The sequence below is a fragment of the Cupriavidus sp. H39 genome, from assembly GCF_050271075.1.
Taxonomy (GTDB): domain Bacteria; phylum Pseudomonadota; class Gammaproteobacteria; order Burkholderiales; family Burkholderiaceae; genus Cupriavidus; species Cupriavidus necator_B.
The window spans coordinates 1,995,437-2,008,925 of record NZ_CP189846.1 but is presented as its reverse complement, the minus strand read 5'-3'; the positions used below and the strand labels follow the sequence as shown (position 1 = coordinate 2,008,925).

12 protein-coding genes are annotated in these 13,489 nt (G+C 64.6%); 9 read left to right on the top strand and 3 right to left on the bottom strand.

Annotation, left to right across the window (positions count from 1 at the left end; all coding sequences use genetic code 11):
* Positions 1-40: 40 nt before the first annotated feature.
* The 4 genes from ACOCMH_RS09530 to ACOCMH_RS09515 all read left to right on the top strand — a co-directional run bounded on the left by ACOCMH_RS09530 (position 41) and on the right by ACOCMH_RS09515 (position 4,783).
* Positions 41-1,402, top strand: coding sequence for a capsule biosynthesis protein (locus tag ACOCMH_RS09530; protein WP_427306742.1), 1,362 nt, complete (start codon positions 41-43; stop codon positions 1,400-1,402).
* 490 nt (positions 1,403-1,892) lie between these two features.
* Positions 1,893-2,234, top strand: a complete 342-nt coding sequence (locus ACOCMH_RS09525) for a hypothetical protein (RefSeq protein WP_115689909.1) — start codon at positions 1,893-1,895, stop codon at positions 2,232-2,234.
* Complete coding sequence (locus ACOCMH_RS09520; protein WP_427306741.1) at positions 2,231-3,412, top strand: hypothetical protein; 1,182 nt, start codon at positions 2,231-2,233, stop codon at positions 3,410-3,412. Before ACOCMH_RS09525 ends, ACOCMH_RS09520 begins: the two co-directional genes overlap by 4 nt.
* 9 nt (positions 3,413-3,421) lie before the next feature.
* Positions 3,422-4,783, top strand: coding sequence for a cytochrome P450 (locus tag ACOCMH_RS09515; protein WP_427306740.1), 1,362 nt, complete (start codon positions 3,422-3,424; stop codon positions 4,781-4,783).
* A gap of 16 nt (positions 4,784-4,799) precedes the next feature.
* Here ACOCMH_RS09515 and ACOCMH_RS09510 read toward each other — a convergent pair whose 3' ends face one another.
* A complete protein-coding gene (locus tag ACOCMH_RS09510; protein ID WP_427306739.1) occupies positions 4,800-5,852 on the bottom strand; it encodes a hypothetical protein in 1,053 nt (350 codons plus the stop codon).
* A gap of 229 nt (positions 5,853-6,081) precedes the next feature.
* Here ACOCMH_RS09510 and ACOCMH_RS09505 point away from each other — a divergent pair, with 229 nt between their 5' ends.
* The 5 genes from ACOCMH_RS09505 to ACOCMH_RS09485 all read left to right on the top strand — a co-directional run bounded on the left by ACOCMH_RS09505 (position 6,082) and on the right by ACOCMH_RS09485 (position 11,626).
* Entirely contained in the window at positions 6,082-6,789 is a 708-nt protein-coding gene (locus ACOCMH_RS09505; protein WP_427306738.1) for a PadR family transcriptional regulator, read from the top strand.
* Between the two features lie 75 nt (positions 6,790-6,864).
* Positions 6,865-7,692, top strand: a complete 828-nt coding sequence (locus ACOCMH_RS09500; protein ID WP_427306737.1) for a siderophore-interacting protein — start codon at positions 6,865-6,867, stop codon at positions 7,690-7,692.
* Positions 7,693-7,764: 72 nt separating this feature from the next.
* Entirely contained in the window at positions 7,765-8,157 is a 393-nt protein-coding gene (locus tag ACOCMH_RS09495) for a hypothetical protein (RefSeq protein ID WP_427306736.1), read from the top strand.
* 131 nt (positions 8,158-8,288) lie between these two features.
* A complete protein-coding gene (alaC, locus tag ACOCMH_RS09490) occupies positions 8,289-9,497 on the top strand; it encodes an alanine transaminase (RefSeq protein ID WP_427306735.1) in 1,209 nt (402 codons plus the stop codon).
* Positions 9,498-9,661: 164 nt separating this feature from the next.
* A complete protein-coding gene (locus ACOCMH_RS09485; RefSeq protein WP_427306734.1) occupies positions 9,662-11,626 on the top strand; it encodes a putative Ig domain-containing protein in 1,965 nt (654 codons plus the stop codon).
* A 48-nt stretch (positions 11,627-11,674) separates the two neighbouring features.
* On the opposite strand, the gene ACOCMH_RS09480 is transcribed toward ACOCMH_RS09485, so the two are convergent.
* Together ACOCMH_RS09480 and ACOCMH_RS09475 are read right to left on the bottom strand one after the other, a co-directional pair.
* Entirely contained in the window at positions 11,675-12,340 is a 666-nt protein-coding gene (locus ACOCMH_RS09480) for a Crp/Fnr family transcriptional regulator (RefSeq protein ID WP_427306733.1), read from the bottom strand.
* A 14-nt stretch (positions 12,341-12,354) separates the two neighbouring features.
* Positions 12,355-13,488 carry an enoyl-CoA hydratase/isomerase family protein gene (locus ACOCMH_RS09475; protein WP_427306732.1) on the bottom strand — a complete coding sequence of 378 codons (1,134 nt, stop codon included), beginning with the start codon at positions 13,486-13,488 and terminating at the stop codon, positions 12,355-12,357.
* Between the last annotated feature and the right edge of the window lies 1 nt (position 13,489).

The following is a 13,489-nucleotide window of genomic DNA, read 5'->3' as shown; positions in this document are numbered from 1 at the left end:
AAGCACTGATATACCCAATCTGACGAGAGCCAGTGGGGATATGGCTGCACAAGATGTTGCAGGGCCGGTCGTGCCCGAGCAGGCAAGCATCGACCAGATTGCCCGGCATCGGCGCATCCTGCTACTGCAAGGGCCGAACGGGCCGTTTTTTTCGCGCCTTCGCGACTTGCTTGTCGCGAAAGGTAGCCAAGTTACCAAAGTCAATTTCAATGGCGGCGACGATGTCTTTTACCGTGCGGACAACGTTGTCCGCTTCACGCAGCCGATGGTGCTGTGGGAGGCGTTTTTGCGCGACTTGCTGGCGCAGCGTCGCATCGACGCGGTTGTCGTGTTCGGAACCAGTCGTCGTCAGCACCGTATAGCAGCTCGGGTGACCGAGGCGCTAGGCATCGCCTTCTGGGCGTTCGAAGAGGGCTATGTGCGGCCGGACTACATCACGCTGGAGCGCGGTGGCGTCAATGCGGATTCTCCGCTTGCACCGTTGGCGATGGAAGATGTCCCCAAGGTGGCGGTTCCTTCCAGGCCTCGCAAATTCGCGCACTCATTCCGGAAGATGGCGCTGCACTCGTTCTGGTACTTCACCGGCGGTATGGTTGAAGCACGCCGCTATCCTCATTACCGGCATCACAAACCGATCGGTGTGCATGAACTGGGCCGGTGGATTCGGGCGGCACTCCGCAAGCAGTTCTATCGCTGGCAGGAACGAGAACTGCGCGAGCGGCTACTGGCAAGCGATCATCCTCATTTTTTCCTGGCGCCGCTGCAGGTCTACAACGACAGCCAGATCCGTGTGCATAGCCCATGGCGGCGTATCGAAGATTTTATCGAGTGGACGATTTTTTCGTTCGCCTCTCATGCGCCGGCCGACAGCGTACTCGTGTTCAAGCATCATCCGATGGATCGCGGGCATACGGACTACTCTGCGACCATTGAGGCGTGTGCGTCACGTTTTGGTGCGAGCGGGCGCATTCTTTATATTCACGACGCGCACCTGCCATCGCTGCTGCATCGTTGCATGGGGCTGGTGACCGTTAACTCGACCACCGGGCTGCAAGCCTTGTTCCACCGTGTACCGGTGATTGCGCTTGGCCGCTGCTTCTACGCCAAACCAGGATTGACGTACCAGGGGCCGCTGGATGCCTTCTGGAACGATCCTGGTGCCGTGGACATGAACACCTTTACGCGATTCCGGAATTACCTGATCCGTGTTTCGCAGATCAATTCGTCGTTTTATGCCGATGAGATGCTGGCGCAGGTTCCGGACCGGCAACGCTGGAGGTTGCAACGGCGGCGGCTGGCCCACTCGCTCTTTGTTGTGGGGCTGGTCACAGCGGACGCCTACAGCGGAAGAGTGTGGGACTTCACCGCCACAGTAAATGTTCTAGCCGCACTGCTCGGGTAGGTAGTCTGCTTTCCCTGACGGCGTCTCGCTCAAATGTGCTCATCGTTAAAATCCTGGGCGGCGGATTCAATGACGGCTATGGCCAGGCAAGCAACAGACAGCAAAATAAGACTGATGGTCAGCATTGCTAGTCCTTTATCGCGCCGGCACCGGCTATGGGCTATTCAACGACCGATAGGACTCTGGTACAAATAGGAGGAAACCCGCATATGCTCAATTATCCGGGATTAAGGATCGCATGAACCGGACGCAGCCGCATGTGAGTCGGATCTACCCCTGTGTTTCAAAACTACAACAATGCAAACCGTAACTCCGTCTCGCGTGATTGCGCCGCTGGCTGACACACCGATATAGAGGCCGTCTCTCGTTATACTACCGGGCGCTGGCTTGCCAGCGCTCCTGCTTTCCTTTCGATGCAGCAGGTTGGCTGACCTGCCTCTGGCGCCCCCCGCCCCCATCGCCCTCAATCATTAATCTCGCCCCCGCAGTCATGAGAGAACGCATCGCCGGCTTCCTGCTGATGGTCTTCATCGTCCCGTTGGCCGTCCTCGGATACCTTTTGATCGTCTACATCGGCTTCTTCGGCAATACCGAACGTGGCCGTGCCGGCGTTCGTGCGCTGGACCACTTTGTCAACGCCACGCTGCTCAACGGCTATGCCTGGGAGTCCGTTTCTTCCCATGCCTGGCGTGAGCAGCACCGCTGGTGGGCGCGCTTCATCATCTGGTTCACCGATAAGTTTCAGAAGGACCATTGCCGCCGTGCGAACAAGCGTGAGCAGCCGGTGGTGGACTTAGTGCTGAAGAAGAAACTGCATCACCGGACGCAATGATGGACGCCCTGGTTCAGGAAGAGGCTGCGCAGGTCGCGGCGGACCAGGTGAAGCACCGCAAGGTCTATTACGTCAGTGGTTTCGATCCGCGCGGTGCAGCCTACTACCACCGGCTGTATCGCGAAGAATCGGCAAAGCAGGCGGTTCATCATGGCGGGACGGTGACCGTAAGCGCCCGGTCAAGGCTTGCGGAGCATGTGAGCGCCTGGAACGTGGACGGGGAGTGGGGCGGGCATGCCGTGTCGACGCACTACCAGTTCCTGCACTGGGACGATCTGGTGCGCCGGCATTGGGAGCCCAGCCTGGCGAAGCTGGTTGTCTCGGCGCTCGCCAGCTACGGGCGTTACATCGTCTGCGGGGCGTTCGGCCGGCTCAGCAAGACGTTCCGCGGACCGTTCTACAGTGCGCTATATCCACTGATGTACCTGTTTTTGCTATTGATGCTGGCAGTCGGCTGCGGCGTGGGTGTCAAGGCAATGCTTGGCGCCGTGGGTGGCAATGCCTGGTTGTCGCGGGCCGGTGGCATGGCTGCCGGCGCCGCGCTGTTCGGTGGTGGCATGGCGCTGGCGAACCGGCTGGCGGTGTTCTGGCTGCTGCGGATCTACCGCTTCGTACAGGGATGGGGCGAGCGGGAGCCGGAGGACGTCATCGCGCGCATCGATGCGTTGGCCGACTGGGTCCGCCAAGACCTGGACAAATCGCCATGCGATGAGGCACTGGTGGTCGGCCACAGTGTCGGGTCGATCGTAGCGGTTTCACTGGCGGCGCGGCTGGCGCGGGTGCTGACGCCGGCTCAGCGGCGCCGTGTAACGCTGGTCACGCTGGGCCAGTGCATCCCCTTGCTGAGCCTGATACCGTCGGCCAAGGGCTTTCGCCGCGATCTGCAGCGCCTGGCCGATGCGCGTGACCTCCAGTGGTTCGACATGAACGCGCGCGCCGATTCGTTGTGCTTCTCGCAGGCCAATCCGCTCGATATCTCCGGCATTCACGGCGCCACGGTTGCACGCCCGGTTGCGCAAGTGGTGCGCCCGTTCCGCATGTTCAGCCAGCAGGAGTTCCTGCGCATCAAACGCAGCAAGCAGCGCCTCCACTTCCAGTACCTGATGGCAAGCGCGCTGCCGAACGAGTACGACTATTTCCGGATGACGGCGGGTCCAAGCCGCGTCCAGCCCTATTGAATCGCCCCCATGAATTTCCAGCCCCCATATCCCAAGCCGCACACGCGCAAGAGTTCGTTCCTGTTGCGCTTCCTGCGAGGCTGGAATTCCTGGATCGACGTGCTGTTCGAGCGCAGCTACTCGATGAAGATGGGCAAGATCTCCCAGCCCGGCATGGACATCTTCATGGTGAACGACGCCGACTGGGTGCGACGGATCCTGGGAGATGCGCATGCATATCCCAAGCACAAGCTGATGCACCGGATGCTCGAGCCGCTGCTGGGCACCAGCATCTTTACCACCAACGGTGACCTGTGGGAGCGGCAGCGCCGCCTGGTGGAGCCGGCGTTCGCGCAGGCGCGGCTCAGGCTGGTGTTCGCGCTGATGGCCGATTCGGTGGCGGGCATGACGCAACGGCTCGATGAGGTTACGGATGGGCGTTCGTACGAGGTCGACGGCGAGATGACCTATGTGACGGCCGACATCATCTTCCGCACCATCCTGTCGGAGAACCTGAAGGAGTCCGCGGCGAAGGAGATCTACGACGCCTTTCTGAAATTCCAGCATCACGCGCAACGGGCGATGATCCTGATGATCTACCGGTTGCCGCCGGTGTTTTCGGCGTGGGCAAGCAGGCGCGCGGCGAAGAAGATCAGGGCAATCCTGTCCACGATCATCGCGCGGCGGATGGCGGAGCGCGACAGCGGGCAGGGCAGCGCCAGGCAGGACATCCTTGCCGCAATGATGGATGCGGTCGATGCGGTCAACGGCGATCGCTTTAGCTATGAAGATCTGGTGGACCAGGTCTGCATGCTGTTCCTCGCCGGCCACGAGACGTCAGCCAGTGCTTTGACCTGGGCGCTTTACCTGATCTCGCAATGCCCGCACCTGCAGGACAAGATGCTCTCGGAGATCCAGGAAGCAGTCGGCGAGCGTGATTTTGAGCTAAGCGACATCAAGAGCCTGCCGGCGGTTGGCAATGTGTTCCGCGAAACACTGAGGTTGTACCCGCCAGTGGGGTTCTTCGTACGCGAGGCGGCACAGTCGCAGTGCATCCGCGACAAGTCGGTGAAGGCGGGCTCCCCGATTTTGATCTCGCCATGGCTGCTGCATCGCCATCGCACGTTATGGGAGCGGCCGGATGAATTCGATCCGGAACGCTTTGATACGGCTGCCGGCAAGGAATCGTCCAAATGCGCATATATCCCGTTCAGCAAGGGGCCGCGTGTTTGCATTGGAGCCGCCTACGCCACGCAGGAGGCGGTGCTGATCCTTGCCACGATCGTACGCCGCTATCGCGTCGAGGCGGATCCCGGTCATGTGCCGAAGGTGGTGGGGCGCGTGACGATTCGTTCGGGCAATGGGGTGCGCGTGCGGCTGCGCCGCCGCTGACCAGCGCGCGCTGCGGCTAGAACCCGCTGATGCGCAGCCCGATCGAGAACAGCCCGTACCTACGGTCCAGCCGGCTGGCCGTGACCGGGTTGTAGAGCATCGGCACATATCCCATCAGGCTGTTCTGCGAGCCTTGTCCGCGCACGAAGAGGTCGACGCGCCGGTTAATCGTGTACGCGGCCTGCAGCAGAACGGTCTGGTTGAACTGGGTCTTGGCCCCGCCATAGGCCATGTAGCGATCGTCCAGTTCGCGGAAGAAATACTGCATGTGATAGCCGGCGGTGAAGCTCCAGGCACCGTAGCGCCAGCGCCATGAGCCACCCGCGCCGACGAAGGCGCCGCTGTCGTTGAAACTGTTGCCGGCATCAACGCCGAAGTCGGCGGCATTGAGGCGGAAGCCGCCGCTGGCGATGGTGGCGCGCCCCACGCGGCATGGCGCCGCCAGGGTGCCGATCGCCATGTTGTCGGCGCTGACCCGGACGTTGTACAGGCAGGAATTCTGCTTGAGGGTGCCCTGGATATCGCCGGCCCGGACCCAGCTATAGCCGCCGCTGATAAAGCCGCTCAGCGAGTGGTTGGGCCACGGCTGTCCGGTGTAGATCAGGTCGGCCTGCACCTGCGTGTCGTTCGGGTGGGCGATGGTGAAGTCGTCAAGCTTGTTGCCGGGTATTGCGCCGGACTTGCGCAGGCTTGCGGTGTAGTTGCCCCACGCGGACAGGCGCAGCGTCAGTTTCCGGCCGGCATCGGGTGTCGCGATCAGGCCGTAGCTGGTGGAGGCAAGCCAACTGTCGATGCCGGCGGAATCATCGGCATAACTGACATGCCGGCGCCAGTAGCCCGCTTCCAGCGACCAGGCCGGCGACAGCTTGTATCCTGCGCGTAAGTGCCCGCCCTGGTAATGACTGCCCACGTCATAGGCCGGTTCGGCGAAATACCCCACCGCCGCCGGTCCCACCGGTTCTGCGCTAAGCAGCGCATCGTCCATGGCGCCGACCGCCGTGCCCCACGGCGCCAACATCATGGCGCCGAAGCAGGCTGCTGCGAGCCTGCGCTGCGTGGTGGCGCGCATGTCTTTCTCCCCGGTCGTTGTTCTTGTTCTTCGTCTTGCCTTTCCGCTTTACACCGTCTGTCGCAGTGCTTGGCGTTAAATGAATGTTGGAAAGTGCCGACGCAATACTCAAGGCACGTATGTGCGGCAGGACACATGGTCTACGGAGACCGCCGGTTGGCGAAGCGCTTGACTTTAGCTCGTACGATATATATCGTAAGATATGGTTTGCGACATATCGGAGGTAGTCATGCGCCATCATTCCCATCCTTTTGACCGTTCAGGCCGTGGCCGTCTTCTCTCCATGAGCCTTGGGCCCCACTTCCAACGACATTTCGCTCGCCACGCCATGGGCCGCCATGGGGGCGGCTTCTGGGGCGGCGCCCATGATGACGGCTTTGGCCGGGGTGGGCACGACGATCCCGGCGGTTTCGACAACGAAGGCTGGCGCCGCGGCCGCAAGTTCAGTGCCGATGACCTCCAGTTGCTGCTGCTGGCCATCCTCGAAGAAAAGCCGAGCCACGGCTACGAGCTGATCAAGGCGATCGAGACGCGCACCAACGGCTTCTACAAGCCCAGCCCCGGCGTGGTGTATCCGGCGCTGACTTATCTGGAGGAAGTCGGCTACGCCTCCGTCGATACCGAAGGCAACAAGAAGCGCTACCAGTTGTCGGGCACGGGCAAGGGTCATCTCGCGGCCAATCGTGAGCGTGTCGAGGTAATGATCGCCAAGCTGCGCCACGTGGCGCGCAAGATGGAATGGATGCGGCGCGCCATGAGCGGAGAGCCACAGCCCGAGCCGGAGCAGGGCGGCTGGCTGCCCGAGCTGATGCAGGCGCGCGCCGCGATCAAGCGGGCGCTTGCGCTGCGCGGCGATGCGGGCGCTGACGAGCAGCGCCGCATCGCGGAGATCCTGCTGCGCGCCGCGGCGGAGATCGACGCGGTACGCAAGACTTAACACGTGGCCCTGACGCTGGCTGCGGCCATCGGCAACCTGGTCCGTCAGGCACAACTGCTCTCAAGGAATTCAAATATGAATGAAAATAACCAGGCTTCGGCACGCGACCTGACCGTGCAACGCGTGCGCCATCCGCTCAAGATGCGCCTGCTGCAGGTAGTACACACCACGCAGGTTTCGCCCCAACTGCTGCGCGTAACGCTCGGCGGCGCTGACCTGCAGGACTTTGTCTCCGCATCGTTCGACGATCACGTCAAAGTGTTTTTCCCGGCTGCCGGCGATGACAAGCCGGTGTTGCCACAGGTAACCTCAGACGGCATCGCCTTCCCCGAGGGCCAGCCGCGCCCGGCGGCGCGCGACTACACGCCGCGCCGCTACGATGCAGCGAAGCAGGAGCTGGATCTCGAATTCGTGTTGCACGGCGACGGTCCCGCGTCGACCTGGGCGGCGCAGGCGCGGCCGGGCCAGTACCTGGGCGTGGGCGGCCCGCGCGGCTCGTTCGTGGTGCCCACGGCGTTCGACTGGCACCTGCTGATCGGCGACGATACGGCGCTGCCGGCGATCGGCCGCAGGCTGGAAGAGCTGGGCGCCGGCACCCATGCCATCGTCGTGGTGGAAGTGGGCGATGCCGCCGCGCAGATTCCGCTGCCGAGCGCAGCGAAGCTTGACCTGCACTGGTTGCACCGGGGCGATGCGCCCGAAGGCAGCTTGCTGGAAGGCGCGCTGCGCAAGCTGGCGCTGCCACGCGGCGAGGGCTATGTGTGGGCCGCCGGTGAGGGCGCTGCGATGAAAGCCGTACGCCAGTACCTGGTCACGGAGCGTGGCATCGACAAGAAGCGCATCCGGGCCTCGGCCTACTGGAAGCGCGGTGCGTCGGCGGTGCACGAGACGCTGGACGACTGAAGCTGCCGCGGGGTGTACGCGGAGGTGCGCATGCCCTAAGATGGCGGCATCTTGATTGCCGGGAGAAGCGCCATGCCGTTTGCCGTCAAGTTATTGCGCATCGCCGCCGCGGCGGTTGCCAGCGTCATGCTGGCCGCCTGCGCGCCGGATTCCGTTCGCAATATCGAGGCCAAGGGCTTCAACGCCTATCTCGATTCGCTGAAAACCGCGTGCCCCGATATGGTGGTCGGTTCCAGCAACATCAGCGACTGGCTGCGCACCAGCGGCAGCCGCGACGACGACAATTACGTCTATTGGCTGGACCAGACTTCGCGGCTGTACTACCGGCGCATTTCGCCGGCGCAGTATCGCGATTCGGTCAGCGCGGCGCTGGGCGGCAAGTCCGATTCGCGCGCGCTGGACTGCATCGTGCGCAACCTGCCGGCGGAGCGGCCAACGCATCCGCCGGGCGGCAAGCTGCTTTGATCCGTCGCGCACGGCCACACGGGGCCGTTGTGCAATCGACGTATCCCCGCTAACATGAGTCCCCGGCAGCCAAGACAGAGGCTGCCGACGTCGCTCGGACGGTTCCGGGCGCTTACGTAAAGGAATCCCTCATGACTGCCGCTTCTGGCAAGCGTCGCTTCGCGCGCATCGATCGCCTTCCCCCGTACGTTTTCAATATCACCGCCGAGCTGAAGATGGCCGCCCGCCGCCGTGGCGAGGACATCATCGACATGAGCATGGGCAATCCCGACGGCGCCACGCCGGCGCATATCGTGGCCAAGCTGACGGAAGCGGCGCAGCGGCCCGATACGCACGGCTACTCGGCATCGAAGGGCATTCCGCGGCTGCGCCGCGCGATCTCGCACTGGTATCGCCAACGCTATGACGTCGACATCGATCCGGATACCGAGGCCATCGTCACCATCGGCTCCAAGGAAGGCCTGGCACACCTGATGCTGGCGACGCTGGATCGCGGCGACACCGTGCTGGTGCCCGATCCCAGTTATCCGATCCACATCTATGGCGCGGTCATCGCCGGGGCTGACATCCGCTCGGTGCCGCTGGTGCCCGGCATCGACTTCTTTGCCGAGCTGGAACGCGCGATCCGCGGCAGTTATCCCAAGCCCAAGATGATTGTGCTGGGTTTTCCGTCCAACCCGACGGCGCAATGCGTGGAGCTGGACTTCTTCGAGCGCGTGATCGCGCTGGCGCGCAAGCACGATATCTTCGTGGTGCACGATCTGGCCTACGCCGACATCGTTTTCGACGGCTGGAAGGCGCCATCGATCATGCAGGTGCCGGGCGCCAAGGACATCGCGGTGGAATTCTTCACGCTGTCGAAGAGCTACAACATGGCCGGCTGGCGCGTGGGCTTCATGGTCGGCAATCCGGACCTGGTGGCGGCGCTGACGCGCATCAAGAGCTATCACGACTACGGCACCTTCACGCCGCTGCAAATCGCGGCCATCGCCGCGCTGGAAGGCGACCAGCAATGCGTGAGCGAGATCGCCGCGCAATACCAGTCGCGCCGCGACGTGCTGGCGCGCGGGTTGATCGAGGCCGGCTGGCCGGTGGAGATACCGAAGGCGTCGATGTATATCTGGGCGCGGATTCCCGAGCCTTACCGCGCGCTGGGCTCGCTGGAATTCTCCAAGCAGCTGCTGGCCAAGGCGAAGGTGTCAGTGTCCCCGGGCATCGGCTTTGGCGACTATGGCGACGAGTACGTGCGCTTCGCGCTGATCGAAAATGAATCGCGCATCCGGCAGGCGGTGCGCGGTATCAAGGCGATGTTCCGGGCGGATGGGTTGGTGAAGCCCTGACACGCTCGTTGCACTCCCCCGAACGGGTCAGGTAACGCGTCTCGCGCGATGGAAGTCGCCAGATTGCGTTGCCCAACGCCGCGATGCGATGCTTAAATGTGGGCGCGTCGCGGCGGCCACGGAGATGGGCCGCCGGAAAACCATTACCTGCGGACCCACTCCTCATGACCTCCATTGCCAGCCGTGCGCATGCGTCCCAGCCTTGTGAGGGGCGGCGTTTCTTCCAGCCGTGGCTGGTTGTCTTTGTACTGCTGTGTGCGGCGCTGCTGTCAGCGTGCTCGGACGACGATGGGCCGGCACCGCCTGTCGAAGCACCAATGCAGCCGCCGGCCGGCCTCAGTTACCACATGCCAGCGGCGAGCTACGTCCGCGGCGAGACCATCGCAGTGAATCTGCCCAGCGCCAGCGGCGGCGCGATCGAACGGTATTCGGTGGCGCCGCCATTACCGGCAGGATTGCGCCTGGATGAAGCTACTGGCGCCATCACCGGAACGCCGACCACCGTCACCGCCGCGGCCCACCACGTCGTGACCGCGACGAACCGTGCCGGCTCGGCGACCGCCCGCATCCAGATCGAAGTGCGCGACGGCACGGCGGCGCCTGTCAGCCTGGCCTATTCAGTCACGGCCGTTAGCTTTACCGTTGGCGACACCATTGCCCCGATCGGCCCGACCAGCAGCGGGGGGACCATCACGCACTACAGCATCACACCCGCGTTGCCGGCCGGGCTTGCCTTCGACTCGCAAACCGGCGTCATCAGCGGCACGCCCGCTGCAACCGCCGCGCCAGCACCCTACGTTGTCACGGGCACCAACTCCGCAGGCAGTGTCACCGTGGAACTCCGCATCGAGGTGCAAGCCGCGATCGCGCCGCCTGCCAGTTTTCAGTACGCCAGCCCCGTTGCCCTGTATGTGGCGGGGGAGGCCATCGTAGCGAATACACCGCAGGTCACGGGTGGCCCTGTCGCCAGCTATTCAGTGTCGCCGCCGTTGCCGGCAGGACTGAGCCTGAACACCCAGACTGGGGTCATCGCCGGCACCCCGCAGGCGGTGCAGATGCAGGCAAGCTACACCGTCACCGCCACCAATCGCGCCGGCAGCCTGCAGGCGCAGGTGCGGATTGCCGTGACGGCGCGGGGTAGCTGGGTGCCCGAGGCTTCCATGCTGCAAGCCAAGCACTACCACAGCGCCACGCTGCTGACCGACGGCCGGTTGCTCGCCGTTGGCGGCATCGGCGCCATGGGACCAACGGGCGCCGCCGCCCTGTATGACCGCAACGCCAGAACCTGGACCGCCACCGGCAGCCTTGCCTCTGCGCGGTATGAGCACACCGCCACGCGCCTGCAGAATGGCAAGGTCCTTGTTGCCGGCGGCGCGATGGTTGTAGGGACCGCGATTGCCTCGGCAGAGCTTTACGATCCGACCACCGGAACCTGGAGTCCGGCCGGGAGCATGGCAGCGCCCAGGCTCAGGCATACCGCCACGCTGTTGCCAGACGGTAAGGTGCTGGTTATCGGCGGCAATCAAGGGATGACATTCGAAGGTTCAGCTGAACTGTATGATCCCGCCCTGAACACCTGGACCAGATTGGGCACGACGCTGGCGACGCCGCGCACCCAGCATGCCGCCACGCTGTTGCCGGACGGCGCTACCGTGCTGGTGGTCGGCGGCATTTCCAGCAGGGGCATGGCAGTGTTAGCGGAGCGGTTTCCCGTCAACGGCATGGGCCCCACCGTCACTGTGCCGTTCCCCGGCACTTCGCACGTCCTGGCGCAATCCGTCCTGCTGGCAAACTGCAAGGTACTGGTCGTCGGCGATTTTGCGGGCCCTCCGCAGGCCTGGTTGTATGACCCCATTGGTTCGGTCTGGACTCCCAGCGCCATGAGTGAACGGAGGGTGTTGCCTGCCCTGACGCTGCTGGCAGACGGCCGGGTGCTGGCCGCCGGGGGCTATGGCATGGCGAGTGCGGAGATCTACCATCCCGGGGCCGACACCTGGACCGCCGCAGCCGCCATGTCCGTCCCACGTAGCGGCGCGGCCGCCGCCATGCTGCCGGATGGATCGGTGCTGGTGTCCGGCGGTACGAATGGCACCACCGAGCTCGATGCCGTCGAGCGGTATGTGCCCTAGGCCAGCGTCGTGCGCAGGCGGTTGGCGTCGCCGCTGACCGCCTGCTGTTCAGTACCGCCGCAAGCCTTCCAGCTCCAGCACATGGACGATGCCATAGTCGATCCGTACCAGTCCCTGCTGTTCCAGCACCTTGAGCGCCGCATTGGCCCGCTGCCGCGATATCCCCGCCAGCAGGCCGACTTCTTCCTGGGTCAGATGCAGCGCCGGCCCCAGGCCAGGGCATAGCACCGGATGGTACAAGGTGGCCAGTGCCCGCGCCACGCGGCCTTCGATGCCGTGCAGCCGTTCATGTTCCACGGTGGCGATGAACAGGCCCAGCCGTTCGTTGAGCTGGTCGAGCAGATAGCGGTTGAAAGGCAGGCTGCTCTCCTGCAGCCAGCGAAAGGTAGCGCCCGGCATGCAGGCGATGCGGGAATCGCGCAGCGCCACCACGTCATAGCGCAGCGCCTCGCGCTTGAGCAGCGAGCCTTCGCCGAGCCAGCCGCCGGCCGGCACGCCGGTGAGCGTCGCGCGCTTGCCGGAGGGCGAGGCGCAATGCACCTTGACCAGGCCCTCGGCGACGCCCAGCCAGCTGTCGGCGAGGTCGCCTTTGCGGATGACATAGGCGCCTTGCGGCACCGCGCGTTCACGCAGCTCGGCACGCACGCGGTGGCGTTGCGCCGGGGTCAGGGCCGTGGCCCAGGGGCTGCGCGCCAGCAGCGCGTCGAGGCTCACGGGCGGGCATCCGCTCAGCCGAGCGGGGGCAGCGGCAGCGGCTGCTCGCCCGGCGCCCACCACGGCCGGAACAGCGCCTGGACGTCGGCATCGTCGACCGCGTCATAGCGTTTGACGCGCCAGTCCGGGGCGTTGTCCTTGTCGACGATCAGCGCGCGCACGCCTTCAATGAAATCGCCCTGTGCAAAGGTGTTGACCACCACCGCCAGCTCCATGCGGAAACAGTCGCCCAGGTCCAAGCGGCGTCCGCGCAGCAGCAACTCGCGCGTGGCGCACGCGGATAGCGGCGAGCGGGTGCGCAGGACATCGATGGTGCGCGTGGCCCATGCGGTGTAGGCGGGGTCGTCCTGGCAAGCCAGGCCGGCCACGATCTCCAGCAGCGTTGCGTGCGCCGGGAAATGTTGCAGCAGTGCCGGCAGCACCTGCAGCAGCGGGGCATCGGCGGCGCTGGCCACGGGCTCGCGCACCAGCGCATGGCGCAGGTCTGCCAGCGTGTCATGGCCCCATTCGATGCCGGCCAGGGTTTGCTCGAGCCCGGCCAGCGTCGCGCTGTCCACCGCCGCGTCGGCCAGCCCGCACAGCAAGGCGTCCGCCGCGCCGATGCTGACGCCGGTCAGGCCCAGGTAGAGCGCCAGCTGCACCGGCAGCTTCGACAGGAAGTGGCTGGCGCCCACGTCCGGCACCAGGCCAATGCCGGTCTCTGGCATGGCCACGCGCGAGCGTTCGGTGACCAGGCGCAGGTGCGCGGCTTGCGCCAGGCCCATGCCGCCGCCCATGACGATGCCGTCCATCAGCGCCACCAGCGGCTTGGGGTAGCGGTGCAGGCGGTAGTCCAGCGTGTATTCGTCGATAAAGAAGCGGCGGTGCAGCGGCGTGCCGTCGCGGTAGCTGTCGGTCAGCGCGCGGATATCGCCGCCGGCGCAGAAGGCCTTGCTGCCGGCGCCGCGCAGGACCACGGCGCGGATGGCGTCGTCCCGCGCCCAGGCTTCCATCCGCGCGCCCAGCGCGACGATCATGGGGTACGACAGGGCGTTGAGCTGGCGCGGCCGGTTCAGCGTGGCAATGCCGACGCCGTTGACTACCTGGAACAGGACTTCCGCCTCGGCAACATCCAGGTTGGCGGACTTGGTCTCTTCAGTGAGGCGCATG